We start from the raw sequence: 19,372 nt of genomic DNA, 5'->3' as shown, positions 1-19,372 counted from the left end.
ACTGATGTTCGCTGATCCGGGAGAGTAATGCTTTTTGTGCCGCCGGAAAACGCTGTGATGTTAATCAAATGTACACAGGTGAACAAGCGGGATAGCCTGGATGCGAAAGAAACTTGATTCGGTTGCTGAACTGGCTGTGATAACGCCAGGGGCGGTAGCGTGGGCCAGCATTTTCTAGCCAAGAGCGGATTTTGTACAAAAAAGAGTTCTATCTATGAAGTATAATTTTGGTTATCTTATTGATCTTGCGATAGTTATTACTGAGAAGGAATTAAAGGTCCGCTACAAAAGCAGTTTTCTAGGGTATTTGTGGTCGATTGCTAACCCGCTGTTGTTTGCTATGATCTATTATTTCATTTTTAAGCTTGTTATGCGGGTTCAGATTCCCAATTATACCGTGTTTCTGATTACCGGATTATTCCCCTGGCAGTGGTTCGCCAGTGCGACGACCAATTCGCTCTTTGCTTTTATCGCGAACGCCCAGATTATCAAAAAAACCGTTTTCCCACGTTCGGTGATACCGCTAAGTAATGTTTTGATGGAGTGTATGCATTTTCTCTGCACGATTCCGGTTATCATCGTTTTTCTGTATATCTATCATATGCGGCCCTCCATTGACTGGTTGTGGGGCATACCTATTATCGGTTTGGGGCAAATGATTTTGACGTTTGGCGTCGCGTTGATCTTGTCGACGTTGAACCTCTTTTTTCGCGATCTTGAACGATTTGTGACCCTGGGGATCATGCTGATGTTTTATTGCACCCCTATATTATATTCCGGTGAGATGATTCCGGAAAAATACCAATGGTTGGTGATGTTTAACCCCATGGCAAATATGGTCCTGAGTTGGCGGGATTTGTTCATGCACGGTATTGTTAATTATACCGAAATTGCTTGCCTGTATGGCTATGGTATCGTTTTCCTAATTATGGGTTCCTGGGTTTTCAACAGATTAAAATACAGATTCGCTGAGATTTTATAATGCAACCGGCAATTGAATTTCATCACGTCACTAAACGCTATCCGCTTTACCACCATATTGGTTCGGGGATCAAAGAGCTGATCTTCAATCCTCGCCGCGCCATCAGCCTGCTGTCGGGAAGGAGCTATCTTGCCATAGAGGATATCTCCTTCAGCGTGGGAAAGGGCGAGTCCGTGGCGCTTATCGGCCGTAATGGCGCCGGTAAGAGTACCTCGCTTGGTCTGGTTGCCGGCGTCATAAAACCCACCGCCGGCGCCGTCAGCGTCAATGGCCGTGTCGCGTCCATGCTTGAGTTGGGCGGGGGATTTCATCCGGAGCTGACCGGTCGGGAGAATATCCGGCTGAATGCCACGCTTTTGGGTTTGCGTCGTAAGCAGTTGAATGACCGTTTGGACAAGATTATTGAATTCTCGGAGCTGGGCGAATTCATCAACGAACCTATCCGGGTCTATTCAAGCGGTATGTTGGCCAAACTCGGTTTTTCCGTGATAACACAAGTTGATCCGGATATCCTTATCATCGATGAAGTCCTGGCGGTGGGTGATATTGCATTTCAGCGGAAATGCATTAATACCATTAATGAATTTAAGAAGAAAGGCGTAACAATCCTCTTTGTCAGTCATAATCTTAATGATATAAAACAGATTTGCGACAAGGTGATTTGGATTGAAGATCATCGATTGAAAGAGATGGGTAGCGCCGAGACTGTTATTTCGCAGTATAAGGCCGCAATGGCTTGATAAACCTTTAACGCTTCAGCATCGATCATGACTGTTAAAAATAGCTAGCTTGAAGTTTGACGGGTGAAGATGCTACTTATTACATCAGGATGGGTTATTTCGAGTTTTTAAATGATCAATGTTAAAATATACACCAGTCATCATAAGCCTAGCGCTTTTCTCGATGCATCCGCTATCGTCCCTTTACATGTTGGGAAGGCGTTGAGTTATAATGATATTGGCTGTGATGGCGATGATACCGGAGAAAATATCTCCTACAAAAATCCTTACTATTGTGAATTGACCGCGCAATATTGGGTCTGGAAAAATGCGCCGGCCAGTGATTTCGTCGGTTTTATGCATTATCGGCGCCATCTCAATTTTTCCGAAAAGCAGGATTACCAGGAAGATATCTGGGGGGTGGTGAACGATGACGTCATTTCATCGCAGTACCAGGATAAATTTGCCATTACTGACGACGGTATCAGTCGCTGCTTACAGGATACTGATATTCTACTTCCGAAGAAATGGGATGTCCGCGCTGCCGGAAGCAAAAATAATCTTCATCATTATGAAACGTCCGCTCACTTGCATGGCAAAGATTATCAGGCCGCATTGAATTGTCTGACGACGCTTTATCCCGAGTATGAGGCGGCGGCCAAGGCATTCAATGACGCGACGGATGGCTACTACACCAATATTTTCGTTATGCGCTGGGATATCTTTCAGACTTACTGCGCTTGGCTGTTCTCGATATTGAATGCATTGGAAAATCAGATCGCGTTTGATAACTATAACAAACAAGAGCAACGCGTTATCGGGCATATTGCCGAACGGTTGTTTAACATCTTTATTATCCATCAGCGGGAAAAAAACAATCTTAACATCCGCGAGTTGCAGCGCACTTTTGTGCGTCATGAAAGTTTTAATGGCCACCTTCAGCCGGCATTCGCTGAACATAATGTGCCTATTGTAATTTGTTTCGATGACAACTATGCCCTAAGTGGGGGGGCGTTGGTTAATTCGATAGTCAAGAACGCGCATTTAGAAAATCATTATGATCTAACTATACTGGAAAACGGTATATCCCCTAAAAATAAAAATCGTTTATTGTCGCTGGTGGCGAAGTCCGATAATTTCAAGCTGCGCTTTTTTGATGTTAACGCCTTTGCGGAATTGAAAACCGTACATCTTCGCGGGCATTTTAGCGCGGCAACATACGCCAGGTTATATATACCTAAACTTTTTCAGGGATTCGAAAAAGTTATCTTTATCGACGCGGATACCATCGTTGAAACCGATCTGGCTCAATTACTGGATGCGCCGCTGGGGGATAATCTGGTGGCGGCCGTGCGGGATGTTGTTATGGAAGGGTTTTGTAAATTCGGCACCCTTGCGCAGGCCGACGATTACATCCACCCGGCGAATGATTATCTGACTGATTATTTGGAAATGAAGGAACCAGGTCATTATTTCCAGGCCGGTTTGCTGGTATTCAATATAACGCGAATGATCCAAGAGAATACCTTCGCGAGGCTGATGGCCGCCATGAAGGAAAAAAATTATTGGTTTTTGGATCAGGATATTATGAATAGGGTGTTTTACGATCGGGTTCATTATCTTCCCATGACATGGAACGTTTATCATGGCAATGGTAATACTGATGAATTTTTCCCCAATTTGAAATTTGCCACCTACATGCGTTTCCTCCAGGCCAGGATGGCGCCGAATATGATTCATTATGCGGGGGAGCAAAAACCCTGGAATAATCCCAATGTGGATTTCTTTGACAATTTTGCCAAATACATTATGGGTACGCCCTGGCAGCAAGAGTTCTTGACGCGTTTGATAGCCAGCACCATTGCCACGTTCGGTAGTTCTACCCAGCCGATATTATTCCAAACAAAGTTAAAACAAAAACTCATGCCCATAGTCAATCTGCTTGCGCCGAGAGGTTCCGTTCGCCGGCAAAAATTAAGCCGGGTTTATTATAAATTCCGTCGGGTTATCCTGGGCTGAGGGAAGAGATAGGGGACCAACCATGTGTTCTGGCAAAATATTGATCGTCGGCGCTGGATTATCCGGACTGGTTATTGGCCGGATACTTGCTGAACAAGGTCATCGAATAAAAATTATCGATATCCGCGATCACATCGCGGGGAATTGTTACAGCGAAAGGGACAGCGCCAGCGGCGTGATGGTGCATACCTATGGACCGCATATTTTTCACACCGATAATGAGGCCGTTTGGCAATTTATTAATCGCTTCACGGTTATGATGCCGTATATCAACCGTGTCAAGGCCACTGTCGACGGTCAGGTGTTTTCACTGCCGATCAATTTGCACACCATTAATCAGTTTTTCCGGCGTACCTGCTCCCCCGATGAGGCCAGGGCGCTTATCGCCGCAAAGGGCGACAGTACCCTTCTTGAGCCGCAAACTTTTGAACAGCAGGCGCTGCGCTTTGTCGGACGCGAATTGTATGAGGCCTTTTTTAAAGGCTACACCCTTAAGCAGTGGGGAATGGCGCCGAGCCAGCTACCCGCCTCAATTTTAAAGCGTCTGCCGATTCGCTTTAATTATGATGACAACTACTTCAATCATCGCTATCAGGGTATGCCGCGCGATGGCTACGCCACACTTGCTGAGGGCATTGCCAGTCATCCGGGAATTGAGGTTGCGCTAAACACTGGCTACGATCCGCGGGAACGGTCGCTTTATGATCATGTGTTTTACAGCGGTTCGCTGGACGGATTTTACCAGCATCGCTTCGGGCGCCTTGGCTACCGGACACTGGATTTCGAGCGGTTCAGTTATCAGGGGGATTTCCAGGGCTGCGCGGTGATGAATTACTGTGATCAGGCCATACCCTATACCCGGATCACCGAGCATAAATATTTTTCGCCCTGGGAGCAGCATGATTCTTCCATCTGCTACCGCGAATTCAGTCGGGCCTGTGAAGCCGGCGACATTCCCTATTACCCCATTCGCCAGATTGGCGAGATGGCCCTGCTCAAGCAATATGTCTCATTGGCCGAGCGTGAGCAAGGCATTACTTTTGTGGGCCGTCTTGGCACCTATCGTTATCTGGATATGGATGTGACCATCGCCGAGGCCATGCAAACCGCCGAGCGATATTTAACCAGTTTGCGGGATGCCCAATCGCCCATGCCGGTGTTTACGGTCGGTGTCAGATGAATACCACGGCGTTAATCGTTACGTTCAATCGATTGACCAAATTAAAAGAATGCTGGGCACGGACACGGGAAGTGGCTTTCACGCATATCGTCATTGTCGATAATGCGTCCAGCGACGGTACTCGGGCGTGGTTATCAACGCTGGACGAGCCGCGCTTGACGCTGCTCAGGTCCGAGCGGAATCTGGGTGGCGCCGGCGGGTTCAGATACGGCGCCGATTATATCGTCTCGCGGCTGGATACCCATTGGGTGGTCTTCTATGATGATGATTCCTGGCCATGCGCCGATTTCATCGCGCGCTTTTCCGAAGTACGCGACGCGCGTTGGGGGGGATATTGCGGCAAGGTCGTCAACACCCGTCATCATCTCTGCAAGATGAACCTGCCCTATATCGCCCTGCCCAGGACATTTTTCGGCGATATTCGCGCTATGCTGGGTGGCGGGCCGGTGGCGCCCGATGGGCAGAGGGCCGTTGATGTTGATACGTTTTCCTTTGTGGGCGCCATTCTGGATAAAAGGATCCTTGAACAATCCCTCGGATACATTTTCGCCGATCTGTTCATCTATTATGATGATCTTTATTTTTCCTATCATTTGCGATTGCAAGGATGCCGTATACGCTATTCGCCGGAACTGATGTTTATTCACGATATTCCGTCCGAAACCAGCGGGATCGCGCCTAAATGGAAAGTGTATTATTTAGTCAGAAATCTGCTCCTGTCACGTCGTCTTTTCCAAGCGCACAGGCCTTACAGCTGGGGCGCCATAGGATTAAGGATATGTAAATATCTCGGCCTCGGTCTCTACCAAAGTGGAAAAATAGAATATACTAAATACGTCCTCAGTGGGATATGGGACGGACTCTCAGGAAAAACGGGGAAGAAGTTCTAGTCGGTAGGAATAGGATGAAAAAGATTTGTTACTTCATAAACTCAGATTGGTATTTTGAGTTGCATTGGGTCGAGCGAGCAATGGCGGCCATGTCCGCCGGGTACGAGATTCATGTCATCAGCCATTTTTCTGATAAAAGTATCAAAGACCGGCTGACCACCCTGGGCATGATATGCCACAATTCCAATGTTGCCGAACAGTCGATAAATCCGGTCAAGTTTTTGCTATCATCTTTCACTGTTTGGCGTTTACTGGATTGTATCAAGCCGGATGCATTGCACTGCATCACCATTAAGCCTTGCCTGATGGGGGGCTTTTACGCCCATCGCCATCATAAGCCCATCATTTTGAGCTTCGTCGGTTTGGGCAGAGTGTTTATGGTGTCTAATTTGCTGATGGGGATTATTCGTTGGCTGACATTGCACTCCTATAAATATATTTTCAGTAATAAAAAATGCTTATTGGCGTTCGAGCATGAGCATGACCGGGATATGTTAATCGATCTCACCCACGTCGATCCCGGACAGACCGTAGTGATTGACGGTGCCGGTATCAATCCCGATATCTACCGCTATTCCATGGAAACCCTATGGGAAAAGCCGGTCGTGTTGTTCGCCAGCCGATTGTTGTGGAGCAAGGGACTTGGCGATCTGGTGGAGGTCAAACGCCGTTTGGCGCGTAAAGGCATCGAGTTTCAATTGAATGTCGCCGGTATCACGGTGGCGGATGATGCCGATGCCATTCCCATGGAACAGATAGAGTTGTGGCGTCGCCAAGGGCTGATTAACTGGCTGGGCAAATGTGCCGATGTGTATAGCCTCATTCAGGCGGCCAACGTGGTGGCCCTGCCGTCCGTGTATTCCGAAGGGATTCCGCGTATCCTGCTGGAGGCCGCTTCGGTGGGCAGGGCATGTATCGCTTATGACGTCGGCGGTTGTCAAAGCCTGATTATCGACGATTACAGCGGCAGCCTGGTTGAAAAGCGGAACATCGGATTGTTGGCCGATAAGCTTGAATTCCTGCTGACCAGTCCTAACAAACGCGCCGAGATGGGTATTCACGGCCGGGAAAGGGTGGAAAACAAATTTGCTTCATCGCTGATTATCGAGAACACCTTGCAACTTTATCAGCGGGCGATTGCGGCAGAGGGGTTTCAATAGCCGTTATCTTATCCTATTTTATACTCCATGTACTTCGAGTTGCATCGCGGCGGTCAGCGAGCGCGGCCAACAAAGCGGCAACTTGAAGTATGACGAGTGTATACATCGGGAATGTTTATTCGTGACGCTGACAGAATTATATCGAAGCCAGTTGGTAAAGTATTGCCTGGTGGGTGCTGTTAATACTCTGGTTTGTGCTCTGGTCATTTTTTTATTGATGTATTTAGGCTGTTCGATATACATTTCTAATGTTTTCGGGTATATTGCTGGTGTTGTTTTTAGTTATCTATTAAACAGCATATTTACGTTCTCCAATAAGATATCATTACAAAGTTCGTTCCGGTTTTTGATTAGTGTGTTGCTATCCTATTTCGTTAACCTCATCGTTATCACCGTCGCTTTGTATTACTTTCCGGAGAATCATTATACCGTCCAACTCTTTGGGATGATAGCCTACACCCTCGTGGGGTTCGTCATAAATAAAAAATGGGCCATGAAATAGATGATCGAGTATCAACAAGAAGTGCCGCTATTGGCCATCATAGTCCCTTGTTATAATGAGCGAGACATGTTTCCTGTTTGCCTGACTCAGTTACGTGCCGTTTTGGCAGGGTTAAGGGAGACAAATAAGATTGCTGATAAAAGCTATCTCTTGTTTGTGGACGATGGCAGTCGGGACGAAACCTGGGCAATGATTGCCCAGGCGTATAAAGATTATCCTGATGTGCGCGGGTTGAAGCTGGCGAGCAACCGGGGGCACCAACGTGCGCTTTGGGCGGGTCTCGATAATGTCGAATGCGATATTTGTGTGAGTATCGATGCTGATTTACAGGATGACGTGCATGTTATCGGCCAGATGGTGGATGCGTACTTGGCGGGTAACGATATCGTTTACGGTGTGCGGGATAACTGGACATCGGACACGTTGTTCAAGCGCAAGACGGCGCAGTATTTCTACAAGTTGATGACCCGACTTGGCGTCAAGCAAATTGAAAATCATGCCGATTTTCGGTTGCTCAGCGCCAGGGCGGTGAAAGCCCTTATGTCTTACGACGAGGAGAATATTTATTTGCGCGGCCTGGTTCCGCTGATAGGCTATTGTTCGACCAATATTTACTATACGCGTAAGTGCCGCAGCGCCGGTGAATCGAAATATCCATTGAAAAAAATGTTGGCGCTGGCTTTGGAGGGGCTCACTTCTTTATCGATAATGCCGTTGCGGGTTATTGCGCTTACGGGGTTCACCATTTCGTTGTTTTCCTGCCTGGCGGCGGTATATGCCGTGATTGAAAAATTGATCGGCAATACAGTTGAGGGTTGGTCATCCATGATGATTGCCATTTTTTTCCTCGGTGGCATACAAATGCTTTCCATTGGGGTGATAGGTGAGTATATCGGGAAAATTTATATGGAAGTCAAGCATAGACCGAAATACATCATCGAAAAATATTTGCAATAGGCGGAAAAATGGAAAAAAACCTATCAAGAGCCGAAATACTCTTTTTTTTGCTTTTGTTGATTTTTATTGGCGTTAATACGTGGTTTTATATCTCAGGAGAAGATTTAGTCTATATTTGGGACTATAAAGGTTATTGGCTTGCCTGGCAAGATTACGGCGATTTGTTAACCAAACACATTTTCACCTGGCTTGAACAGAACGAGCATGAGATTCGTGGTAGTGACTATAATCCGTTGCCCGTTTCGCTGTTGTTTCCTTTTTATCTGTTATTGGGTGCCGGACGATTGAGTTACATCCTCGGTCTAACGCTGGTTTACTTGAGCCTGGTGTGTCTTCTTTTGTCCGGCCTGATGAAACGGGTATACGATAATAACCGTTTTATCGCTTGTTTTTGCATGATGGCGGCGGCTTTGTATGTGCCTTTTTGGCGCCCGTCCTTACGTGGCTATCCGGATATAATCGGTTTGCTGCCTGTGCTCGCGGCCGTTTTGCTGGTTTTCAATGCATCGCTTTCCCATCGCTTTTGCGCCAAAAAAGCGATATGGCTTGGCATATTACTTTGGGCGCCTTTTTTATTCAGACGCTGGTATGCGTATACTGTCGTGACACTGTATATCACCTTACCGATATTGGCATTTTTATATGATGTACAGAAAACCCGTTTCACGACACGGCCTGCCCTATCGGTAAGATGCCGTAACATCCTCCTTACTTTCGGGTGTTCCGCTGTCACAACCGCCGCCTTCGCTTTTGGTTTCCAATCCAACCTGATTCGGCGCATTCTGCATACCGACTACAGCCATATCTATTCGGCCTACCAGGCTTCATTTTCCTACTCCCTGTGGAATACATTGCACGGTATCGGCTTGTATGTGCTTGCGCTGGCGCTGTTGGGTTGCCTGACATCGCTGCTGTCGCCTTATCGGAAAAAAAGCTTGCTGTGCGGCTTTGCGGCCGTAAATCTGCTTATTACTTTTGTGATGTTCACCCGTACCCAGTCGCCGGGCATGCAGCATCAACTGCCATTCGCGCTGTGGATGCTGGTGATGGCCCTTATCGGTGTGATTGATACCGCGCTGCTTTTAAAGAGAATGGGGGGGATGCTGGCGTCGGCGCTGATTTTGGCGAGCGTCGGCGTGCTGATCAATAATCTTTATCGGGACGGCCTGGCCTTGCCAAAGGCATGGGCAGCGGCGCTCCCTGAAAAAAATTACAGCCTGCGCCTGGCCCACTTGGATCACTATCGGGAACTGGTTGGAACGATATCTTCATTGACCCGCTTCGGGGCAAAATTCGCGGTATTCAGTTCAGACGATGTCCTGTGCGACGATCTGATTGATACCTTGTCCGCGGGTAAACTACGGGGCAACCTTATCCGTGTGTCGCAGGTCGACTTGCGCGATAAGTTGCGGTTGCAACCTTTTATGGCGGATTACCTGGTGGTGGCCGACCCGGTGCAACTGCATCTTGGCGGTTTGGGACAGGATGTTATCAAATTTCCGGCACAAGCCTTGCTGGAGAGACAAAATATCGGGAACGCCTATACAAAGCTGCCCTATGATTTTGTCTTGGCCAACGGTGTGCACGCCTATATCTACAAGAAAGCCCGAACATTTACCGGGCAAGAGGTACGGGAACTTCTTGACAAATTCATCCAGGTTTATCCAGAGTGGCGCGACGAGCTACAACACGGATTAGCATTTACTTTTCTTTCCGCAAATGTAAGCCTGGGCGATAAGTGGGGCGAGTTTGATTTTATCAACCCCTCGACATTGCTGGCGCATCCTGGAGAAACCCGGCCCACGCAAGTGGATTTCAAGTGGCCGGCAGACCGGTTGGTGGTCCATTCCATTAACAATGCCTGTCCGGATGCCGATGGCGTGGTCGTTTCACTTATCGGCCCCGGGGGCTTGACACGTTCGGCCCATATCCCCGTTCTTGGCAGCCATTCATTTGATATGCGCGACTTTGGGCAGCATGAAGTTCGCATGATAGTGGATAAAGGCCATAATAGTCATTGTGATCAGGTGACTATTGGCTTGGAGTAATGTTTGATGGCTAATGCTATCTGTTGAATCGATTACTATCCACATTGCCTATCCTGAGTTAACATATTCGCCACATTGCAGCCCGTGCCTGATGACCAGACAGGCAGGGGGTAATCTCTACCATACAGGAGTTGCTTAATGTCCACACAACAGATCGGCGTAGTCGGAATGGCGGTTATGGGGCGCAATCTGGCGCTGAACATTGAAAGCCGTGGCTATAGCGTGTCGATTTTCAACCGTTCCCGTGAGAAAACGGAAGAGGTCATCGCGGAAAATCCGGGCAGGAATCTGGTGCCTTATTACACGTTGGAAACGTTCGTCAACTCCCTGGAAAAGCCCCGTCGTATCCTGTTAATGGTTAAAGCCGGCGAAGGCACCGATAAAACCATCGAATCCTTGAAGCCATACCTGGACAAGGGCGATATCCTCATTGACGGCGGCAACACGTTTTATCGTGATACCATCCGCCGTAATCGCGAGCTTTCCGAACAAGGCTTTAACTTTATCGGCACTGGCGTGTCCGGCGGCGAGGAAGGCGCGCTTAAAGGCCCATCCATTATGCCGGGCGGGCAAAAAGCGGCTTACGATCTGGTGGCGCCGATCCTGGAGAAAATCGCCGCCCGTGCCGAAGGCGAGGCCTGTGTGACCTATATTGGCCCCGATGGCGCCGGTCATTATGTGAAGATGGTGCATAACGGGATTGAGTACGGGGATATGCAACTGATCTCCGAAGCCTATTCGCTGTTGAGAAATGCGCTGAAGCTGAGTAACGAACAACTGGCGGCGACCTTTAGCGAATGGAACAAAGGAGAGCTTAGTAGCTATCTTATCGATATCACCAAAGATATTTTCACTAAAAAGGATGAGCAGGGCAACTATCTGGTGGATGTGATCCTGGACGAGGCGGCCAATAAGGGCACCGGCAAATGGACCAGCCAGAGCGCGTTGGATCTCGGCGAACCGCTGAGTTTGATTACTGAATCCGTTTTCGCCCGTTATTTGTCCTCCCTGAAATCCCAGCGCGTGGCGGCGTCTAAAATTCTGACCGGTCCCAAGGCGGCGCCCTTCACCGGCGATAAGGCCGAGTTTGCCGAGAAAGTGCGCCGGGCGCTGTACTTGGGCAAAATCGTGTCCTATGCCCAGGGCTTCTCCCAATTGCGGGCGGCTTCCATCGAAAATAATTGGAATCTCAATTACGGTGAAATCGCCAAGATTTTCCGTGCCGGCTGTATAATCCGCGCGCAATTTCTGCAGAAGATCACCGACGCCTATGCCGAGAACGCCGATATCGCCAACCTGCTGCTGGCGCCGTACTTTAAGCGTATCGCCGATGACTACCAGCAGGCGCTGCGGGATGTGGTGGCCTACGCCGTGCAACAGGGTATTCCGACACCGACATTGTCGGCGGCCATTGCCTACTATGATAGTTATCGATCCGAGGTTTTACCCGCCAACTTGATCCAGGCTCAGCGGGATTATTTCGGTGCGCATACTTACAAACGTATTGATAAAGAAGGCGTATTTCATACCGAATGGCTGGAGTGATTGACTGCTTTAGTCGTTGCTGCGAGTCATGTCATAGCGGCACCGTTTGCGAACCGGCCTGAGTGCCGGTTTTTTTGGTTGTATTCTCTGCTTAAGGGTTCCAGCCTAGTTTGTTGGTCGTGCTGTAAGTCTCCCCGCTCATGTAACCACCATGCTACCACTGCTTATCCAGTGAGGCTTTTTATGAGAAATTTTGCTATTTTAGGATTTTTGATTTTCATTGTTAATAAGAGAACCCACTTCCTTTGTAGATAATATAACGTCACTGACATGATAACGGCAATCAGCCATTTTGTAAGGAAAAACATATTGTGAGATGCGTGTTTCATATATTCTACGATAGGTATATGCAGTAAATATATCCACACCGTATTCGAGGAAACAAATGTCACTAGCATTGTAACCTTTTTATTATTCAGGGGCATAAGCTTTGCAAGACCTTCATTCATTATTATTATAATAAATATAGAATAGAAGATATAAACGGAATGGGGCGGATATTTGGTGCTCTGAGGCGTAATGATGGTTTTTTCAAAATGATAAGATACGGATTCAATAAAAAATATCAGCAGTAAGGAGGTTGCGAGAATAAAGAATTTTTCTCTTTTCACTAAAGATGAATATTGATATCCAAATATGAACATTATTCCATAGGAAAGTATTGAAATGGATAAATTATAAACCAGTGTGATCCAATATCCAAAACTATAGCTTTGCAGAGGGTCAATTATCAAGGAAATGATTACAATGCAGCTCAACGCACTAAGACCTAGCATGTTATTTGATGATCGCTCGGCCAATGATTTGTATAATGGGGAGAAAATAGCAATAAGCAAAAAAATACCCATGATCCAAACATAGCCGATTCCGTTGTAAAGGAAATAAGACTCAATAATTTTTTGTTTGTCTATAGGAAATTCAAAAATTGTAATATTGAATAATTTTATTGAATAGAGGAAAATAGTCAAAAATATCCAAACGGGTATTACCAGTCTCTGGAAACGACTCCATAAATACTGTCCATAACTCACCGTGCTTTTTTTAGCAATAGCGTATGACATTCCTGACAAAAAAATCATCATTGGCACATCAAATGTCCTGAGCTGGAATAATGTCGCAGGGGGAGAAACGTGTGCTAGCATGATCGAAAGCAACCCCAGTGTTCTGAGACAATCCACTTTTAGGTCGCGTCGCGTAGGGTCCATGATTAGTTTATCACAATAAAATTTACATATTTATATCACACTTATCAAGTATTGTCATGAAACTCTTGAATTGCACTTTGCAAGTTTGTTTTAGGGTATCGATTGCAAAATTATCTGCTAAAGAATGGTCATTTTACTGCTAAAAAATATGACTTATCAAAAATTTTAAATCCCGTTAATGTTAATGATGTCTAAAGCGGGGGCGTAAGTCGCCTTCGTCACGTTTAGCGCCGACAATAAACTGTCAGTTGTTGTGAGCCGCGCACCAGCCATACCAGTGATAAGATTTATGAACCATTACGTATTAAATCATCAAAAAGAGTAATGATTATGTAAAATAAATCCTATGTGTTGGTAAATGAATGTGGTCACCCTCTCTCTCGTTAAACGATTTTTTCTATGCCGTCCATGGAGAGTTGCTAAACGGAAATCTGAAGAATGTGAATGAAATCTAAGGGTAATGTATTGCAATCATAATGACATCTATGTAGTATGCTATCTAATATTTCATAATAAGCATTATTGATGATTAAAATGAATAAACATAACATCAACCCCTGCATTTCGATCATTATGCCGGTTTACAACGCTGAGGCATATCTTGATGATGTCATAAAAAAGATATTGATGCAGTCTATTGAAAACTTCGAATTGATTATTGTTGATGATTGCTCCTCGGATGGCACCAAGGAATTAATCACACGGATTGCCCAAGAAGATAAGCGCATTCGTATTATTTCTAATGAAAAAAATGAAAATGCGGGTGCGGCACGAAATAAAGGACTGCTTTTGGCCAGGGGGGAGTATGTGATTTTCCTGGATGATGATGATTATGTCGAGAGCGATATGCTCGCCAAAGCCTATGGTAGGGCGAAAGAATATGATGCCGATGTTGTCGTTTTCCGGTCTCGATCATATAACAATATAACACAAGAATATACGGCCATGTCGTGGACTATTCGCAATGAATTGCTGCCGGCTGTAGATGTCTTTTCTTCTAATGATATCAAGCAAAATTTTTTCAATGCCTTTATCTGGTGGCCGTGGGATAAGCTACTGAAAAAAGATAAAATTTTTGGAGAAAACCTCAAGTTTCAGTCTATAAGAACAACGAATGACCTTTACTTTATCTGTGCATTTATGATGCTCGCAAAGCGCATCTGTATTGTGGATGACATTCTGATTAGTCATACTATTCAGAGAAAATTCTCTTTATCGAATACGCGAGAGTTGTCATATCATTGCGCTATTGATGCGCTTGAGGCATTACGTCTTTTTATGTTAGAAAAAGACCTTTTCCAGCAAAGACGTATTGACTTTATATCCTATGCCAACTCTTTTCTTGAATGGCATCTAAATACTATTTCCCGAGAGCCTTTCTTTAAATTATATCCGGATGTATTAAAATATCTGCAAATGCTTCATCAACTTCATGTCGAGCAGGATGAAAAAATTGATGAGCCGTTAATCGAGCGGATTTCTCACTTATCCCCGACAGATTTTCTTTTTGATTTGAAGGAAAATCTGATGCGCACATCCGATGCGCAAATGGCCAACAATGAGCGACTTGAGAAAAAAGTCCGTGATCTCAGTGAAATAATAGCGGCCAAAGACGAAGTCATCAGCAAATCACGGTCTGAGCTGATTTCACTGCAACAGGCGTTACAGAAGATAACATCCTTAAATGATGAGCTTCAGAAATCACTAGCGTGGCGGTGTATATTGAAATTACACAAACTAATAAGTGTATTGAGGCGTTAATTAGGCAGAAAGTAATTTTAACCTGATTAACAATGGGCTTGAATTATTTTCTCGCATTTGGCTTAGCCCAGGCCCAAGCCATAACAAGGGCATTGCTATCATGGGGCCATATTGATTTTCAAGCACGCGTTTGGCCATTTGTCATCCCCGTTCTCACTTTACGATTATCCCAGCCTGATTTATCAGGATTACGCCTTAATTTGTCAAAGACTTATTATTTGTGATCTATGTCATAAATCAATAAACTGAGCGCATTTTCTGGTTGTATAAAAAGGATCTGTTATGGATAGCATTTCGCCAAATTTGCTTTGGCAGAATAGGGAAACCGGAGAGTATGAACGTTTCATTACGGCCGACACCTCGCTCCTCCAACCCAGTTGGAAGGAGCGCCTGGTAGGTGTCAATATGCGCTATTGCCATCCTTTAAGACCATGCCTAACCGTCCAACCAGGCTCATCGGTTTTGCATGAGCCACTTTGGCGACACTTTGCAGCGCGTGTTTTGCATCGAGCCGGCAGAGTTCGGGTTAATCCCAATCAAAGCCTCATATCTTGTGTCCGACTTTTGAGTGAGTTGCGTTTTTTATCGCCATTATGCAGACAAATCATTTGTGATACGGTCCTTCATACTGTTCGACGTCTATCACCCGAGGAAAAGTATTGCCTGACTAATTTAATTTGTTTATGGTTGGATAAGGGTTGCCATCACTGCTATACCTGCTGTCATTTGACTAACATTTTGCAACATATGCGCTAATGCAGGCATCGATCTCATCGGTTTAAGTGTGGGCATCATTTTATCTTCTTATCTTCATACAAACTTATGTCTTTCCTTTAAAACTATCAGAATTTCTCTTTTAGGCGCTCGTTTCTGCTGCCGGTTGTCTTGCCGGCTAGCGACAATGGACATAATGAATCTGTTTCGCCACGATCCGGCCGTGGGCCGGGTTGCCGCTTCACTCGCATTATCATCCTAAACGGAATTGCCTATGCTCCGATTCATTTGCTGTCACGCCGTGTCCCCCGGCATGGAGAATGTTACCTCGCACATCCGGGACATCGATCACCTAAAAAGCTCACGGGAAAATCTTGTCGTGCCGCGCCCGCTGTGTTCCCTTGCCAGCCCCCGCGTCGTCCGCCGGATCGGCGCCGAGTCATCGTCCCGGGTCGGCCAACGGCTGTCGGAACCCCAGCCCGCCGGAAAACCCCGCCTCTCGACGGATTCCCCGACCGGAGAAGTCCTGTCCGTCCGAGTCCAGTCTTCTTGCGATAAGACACACAGGGAAACGGGGCATCCCTTGACATCCCTGGGCCGGACTTCCAGCTTCCGAACGCCGCCCTCGCCAAAAAATACCGCCGCCGATACCCTACCGCGGGTCCATTCCCTGATAAGGAAACAACCGAGTTGGGAGAATTCACACAAACACGTCAAACGTTCCGTTAGTTTCAACCTGCCGGGCGAAAATAAGCCGGTTGGCGGCAGGGATGCGATGCCGGCCGGTAGGCCGGTGCCGCGTTTACCGGTCTTTGAGCAGATTTTGGAGCGGTGTCTGGAGCGGGATTGTAGTATGCCGGTTATCCGCCGTTTACTTGGCGACCGGACCGAAACGGGGAAACTGGCCGGTTATCAGCCGATCGTTCAGTTGAGAATGTTGAAGATTATTTTTAAAAATACGCTGGTGCTCGGCATTCGGGATTTCGAGACGATTTTTCAGGGAAGCCGGGAAATTATCGATGCCTGGCCTCGGCAAGATTACCCCTTGAATGCCGCTGGCGATTCAGCATTGGCCGACGTTAACATGGATGTCAAGTTGGAGATACCCGACATGTTCAGCTCCCGCGCGGCCATTCAATTGCAAGGCGAGGCTTGGACCAGTTTTAGCAAGGAAATGCTGAAAAAAATACCGCTTAAGTCCTATAACGCGGCATACAGCCAGTTGACGGCGGCCATGGGGACGCTATGGCCCGAATACCGACGGGTCATCCTCATTCAGATGTTGCTGTACTTTACCCTTATCCCCAAAAACGATGACGTGCAGATATTCGATCTGATCCTGGATTGTTGCCGGCGGGAACAACAACCGCCCACCTATTCATTGGCCAAATTACTGGCGACCAATGTGCCGGTGAGCGAGGGGGGCATCTTGTATAAACACCGGGTTGCGGTGCTAGGCCTGTGCCGGTCCCTGCCGACGGAAGAACGGGACGCCATCGAGACGGTACTGCGCTTGTTCCCCGAGCGGGGCTCGGTCGTTTGAACCGCCCCGCCCGGGCGCCCGCAAGCGGGACGTTGCGGCCGGTTAGCGATGCCGCTGGCGCAGACAATCAATGACCCGACTCAAATCCAGGTCCTGATCTTGCAGCAACACCAGAAGGTGATAGACCAGATCCGCCGCTTCATTGGTCAGTTCCTCCCGGTCATGCACGGTGGCGGCCAGAGCGGTCTCCACGCCTTCCTCGCCGACTTTTTGCGCGATGCGTTTGGTGCCGCTGGCGTACAGCCGGGCGGTATAGGAGCTTTGCGGGTCGGCGGTTTTACGTTGGCCGAGCAGGGTTTCCAGCTCGAAAAGAAATCCCCAGTCGGTGGCGGCGGGCGAAAAGCAGCTGTTGCTGCCGGTGTGGCAGGTGGGGCCGTCGGGACGGGCCAGGATCAAAAGCGTATCGCGGTCGCAATCGCTATGGATGTCGACCACATGAAGAAAATTACCGGACGTCTCGCCTTTGGTCCACAGCCGTTGCTTGCTGCGGGAGAAAAAAGTCACCTTGCCGGTTTCCGCCGTGGCCTGCAATGCCTGCGGGTTCATATAGCCGAGCATCAAGACTTCGCCGGAGACCGCGTGTTGGATCACGGCCGGCAGCAATCCGCCGGTTTTGTCCCAATCCAGTTGCGCGCGCTGTTGTTCGGTCAGCATGTTCTTATTTCCACTCCCTGTTGCGCGAGAAACGTTTTCAACTCGCCGATATTGATTATCTGTTTATGAAATACCGAGGCCGCCAAGGCCCCATCCACACCGGCGTCGCGGAAGGCGTCGAGAAAGTGCTCGCGTGTGCCGGCGCCGCCGGAAGCGATCAGCGGCACGTGGCACAGTTCGCGGATAAGCGTAAGCTGTGTCAAATCATAGCCGTTGCGCACGCCGTCCTGGTTCATCATATTCAGCACGATTTCGCCCGCGCCGCGATGTTGCGCCTCCACCACCCAATCGGGCGTCTGCCAGCGTGTAACCCGGGTGCGGGCGACATCGCCGGTGTATTGATTAACCAGATAGCGGCCGGTCTCGGCGTCGTGCCAGGTATCTACGCCCACCACGATGCATTGTACGCCGAAACGATCGGCCAGGCGGGAAATCAGGCTCGGATCGGCCAGTGCCGGCGAGTTGATGGAGATTTTATCCGCGCCGAAAGACAGGATCCGGCCGGCCTGTTCCAGGGTTTTTATCCCCCCGGCCACGCAAAACGGAATGTCGATAACCTCGGCCACCCGTTCCACCCAGCTTTGATCCACCACCCTGTCATCCGATGAGGCGGTAATATCGTAAAAGACCAGTTCATCGGCGCCTTCCTCGGCATAGCGCCGGGCCAGCGGCACGATGTCGCCGATGATTTCGTGATGACGAAACTGTACGCCTTTGACCACCTGGCCGTCCCGAACGTCCAGGCAGGGGATTATCCGTTTTGCCAACATGCGATGGCCTCCTCAAGGGTGAATTTGCCTTCCAGCAGGGCGCGGCCCACGATGACGCCCCGCACGCCGCTGCCGCGCAACCGCCGGATATCGTCCAGACTGCCGATACCGCCGGAAGCCTGGAAAGCGACGGACGGGTAGGCGCGGCACACCTCGCGGTATAATTCCACATTGGCGCCTTGTAACGTGCCGTCGCGGGAGATATCCGTGCAAAGCACATGCTTCAGTCCATAGGCCTGATACTGACCGATCACCTCCTCCAGGGTGGCGCCGGAATCCTGTTGCCAGCCGCTGACCGCCACCCGGCGCAGGCCCCGGGCGTCAATGCGCACATCCAGCGCCAATACCAGCGCCTCGGCCCCGATGCGCTCAAACCAGCCTTGCACGTCGCGCGGCTGTTTGACCGCCGTGGAGCCGACCACCACACGGGTGGCGCCGGCGGCCAGCAGCGCTTCCACATCGTCCAGGGTTCGAACCCCTCCGCCGACTTGCACGGGCGCCGGGGCCACGCCGCCAAGCAAATCGCGTAACAGCGGGATTTGGCGCGCTAGCGGGTCCCGTGCGCCATCCAGATCCACCAGGTGCAGCAGTTGCGCGCCCTGGGCCAGGTAGTCTTGCAGACGGGGCAGCGGGTCGGCGCCATATTGCCGGCTTTGGCCGTAGTCGCCCTGATGCAGTCTGACCACCGCGCCGCCGATCAAATCCAAAGCGGGTATAATCACC

General features: G+C 48.5%; 16 protein-coding genes. 12 read left to right on the top strand and 4 right to left on the bottom strand.

Features of this window, described 5'->3' with window-relative positions; all coding sequences use genetic code 11:
• The first annotated feature begins 214 nt into the window (after nt 1–214).
• The 10 genes from FCN80_RS12520 to gndA all read left to right on the top strand — a co-directional run bounded on the left by FCN80_RS12520 (nt 215) and on the right by gndA (nt 12,002).
• Entirely contained in the window at nt 215–982 is a 768-nt protein-coding gene (locus FCN80_RS12520) for an ABC transporter permease (protein ID WP_136990498.1), read from the top strand.
• Nucleotides 982–1,722: an ABC transporter ATP-binding protein gene (locus tag FCN80_RS12515; RefSeq protein ID WP_136990497.1), complete on the top strand. Its 741-nt coding sequence runs from the start codon at nt 982–984 to the stop codon at nt 1,720–1,722. The genes FCN80_RS12520 and FCN80_RS12515 overlap by 1 nt, the downstream gene beginning before the upstream one ends.
• Before the next feature lie 111 nt (nt 1,723–1,833).
• The gene (locus FCN80_RS12510; protein ID WP_136990496.1) at nt 1,834–3,720 is read left to right on the top strand and encodes a DUF4422 domain-containing protein; all 1,887 of its coding nucleotides are present in this window, start codon (nt 1,834–1,836) and stop codon (nt 3,718–3,720) included.
• 22 nt (nt 3,721–3,742) lie between these two features.
• The gene (gene glf, locus FCN80_RS12505; RefSeq protein ID WP_136990495.1) at nt 3,743–4,900 is read left to right on the top strand and encodes a UDP-galactopyranose mutase; all 1,158 of its coding nucleotides are present in this window, start codon (nt 3,743–3,745) and stop codon (nt 4,898–4,900) included.
• Complete coding sequence (locus FCN80_RS12500; RefSeq protein WP_136990494.1) at nt 4,897–5,790, top strand: glycosyltransferase; 894 nt, start codon at nt 4,897–4,899, stop codon at nt 5,788–5,790. The genes glf and FCN80_RS12500 overlap by 4 nt, the downstream gene beginning before the upstream one ends.
• The gene (locus tag FCN80_RS12495) at nt 5,751–6,950 is read left to right on the top strand and encodes a glycosyltransferase family 4 protein (RefSeq protein WP_306767878.1); all 1,200 of its coding nucleotides are present in this window, start codon (nt 5,751–5,753) and stop codon (nt 6,948–6,950) included. Before FCN80_RS12500 ends, FCN80_RS12495 begins: the two co-directional genes overlap by 40 nt.
• A gap of 121 nt (nt 6,951–7,071) precedes the next feature.
• Entirely contained in the window at nt 7,072–7,452 is a 381-nt protein-coding gene (locus FCN80_RS27425) for a GtrA family protein (protein ID WP_373880332.1), read from the top strand.
• On the top strand, nt 7,453–8,409 hold the full coding sequence (locus FCN80_RS12485) for a glycosyltransferase family 2 protein (protein WP_196239158.1): 957 nt from the start codon (nt 7,453–7,455) through the stop codon (nt 8,407–8,409).
• A 161-nt stretch (nt 8,410–8,570) separates the two neighbouring features.
• Complete coding sequence (locus FCN80_RS12480) at nt 8,571–10,457, top strand: hypothetical protein (RefSeq protein WP_136990492.1); 1,887 nt, start codon at nt 8,571–8,573, stop codon at nt 10,455–10,457.
• A 138-nt stretch (nt 10,458–10,595) separates the two neighbouring features.
• A complete protein-coding gene (gndA, locus tag FCN80_RS12475) occupies nt 10,596–12,002 on the top strand; it encodes an NADP-dependent phosphogluconate dehydrogenase (protein WP_136990491.1) in 1,407 nt (468 codons plus the stop codon).
• Nucleotides 12,003–12,166: 164 nt separating this feature from the next.
• Here gndA and FCN80_RS12470 read toward each other — a convergent pair whose 3' ends face one another.
• Nucleotides 12,167–13,207: an acyltransferase family protein gene (locus FCN80_RS12470; RefSeq protein ID WP_136990490.1), complete on the bottom strand. Its 1,041-nt coding sequence runs from the start codon at nt 13,205–13,207 to the stop codon at nt 12,167–12,169.
• Nucleotides 13,208–13,741: 534 nt separating this feature from the next.
• Between FCN80_RS12470 and FCN80_RS12465 the strand changes: the two genes are divergently transcribed.
• Together FCN80_RS12465 and FCN80_RS12460 are read left to right on the top strand one after the other, a co-directional pair.
• Nucleotides 13,742–14,968, top strand: a complete 1,227-nt coding sequence (locus FCN80_RS12465) for a glycosyltransferase (protein WP_170975383.1) — start codon at nt 13,742–13,744, stop codon at nt 14,966–14,968.
• 988 nt (nt 14,969–15,956) lie between these two features.
• Nucleotides 15,957–17,225, top strand: a complete 1,269-nt coding sequence (locus FCN80_RS12460; RefSeq protein WP_136990488.1) for a hypothetical protein — start codon at nt 15,957–15,959, stop codon at nt 17,223–17,225.
• A gap of 42 nt (nt 17,226–17,267) precedes the next feature.
• On the opposite strand, the gene hisIE is transcribed toward FCN80_RS12460, so the two are convergent.
• Genes hisIE through hisA form a run of 3 tightly spaced genes read right to left on the bottom strand, consistent with a single transcriptional unit; the run spans nt 17,268 to nt 19,371 of the window.
• Entirely contained in the window at nt 17,268–17,879 is a 612-nt protein-coding gene (gene hisIE, locus FCN80_RS12455; protein WP_136990487.1) for a bifunctional phosphoribosyl-AMP cyclohydrolase/phosphoribosyl-ATP diphosphatase HisIE, read from the bottom strand.
• Nucleotides 17,873–18,649, bottom strand: coding sequence for an imidazole glycerol phosphate synthase subunit HisF (hisF, locus tag FCN80_RS12450; RefSeq protein WP_136990486.1), 777 nt, complete (start codon nt 18,647–18,649; stop codon nt 17,873–17,875). Before hisF ends, hisIE begins: the two co-directional genes overlap by 7 nt.
• A complete protein-coding gene (gene hisA / locus FCN80_RS12445; RefSeq protein ID WP_136990485.1) occupies nt 18,631–19,371 on the bottom strand; it encodes a 1-(5-phosphoribosyl)-5-[(5-phosphoribosylamino)methylideneamino]imidazole-4-carboxamide isomerase in 741 nt (246 codons plus the stop codon). The genes hisF and hisA overlap by 19 nt, the downstream gene beginning before the upstream one ends.
• Nucleotide 19,372 lies beyond the last annotated feature (1 nt).

Source organism: Martelella alba (assembly GCF_005217455.1).
Classification (GTDB): domain Bacteria; phylum Pseudomonadota; class Gammaproteobacteria; order Enterobacterales; family Enterobacteriaceae; genus Acerihabitans.
This window is presented reverse-complemented; position numbering and strand designations above follow the sequence as displayed.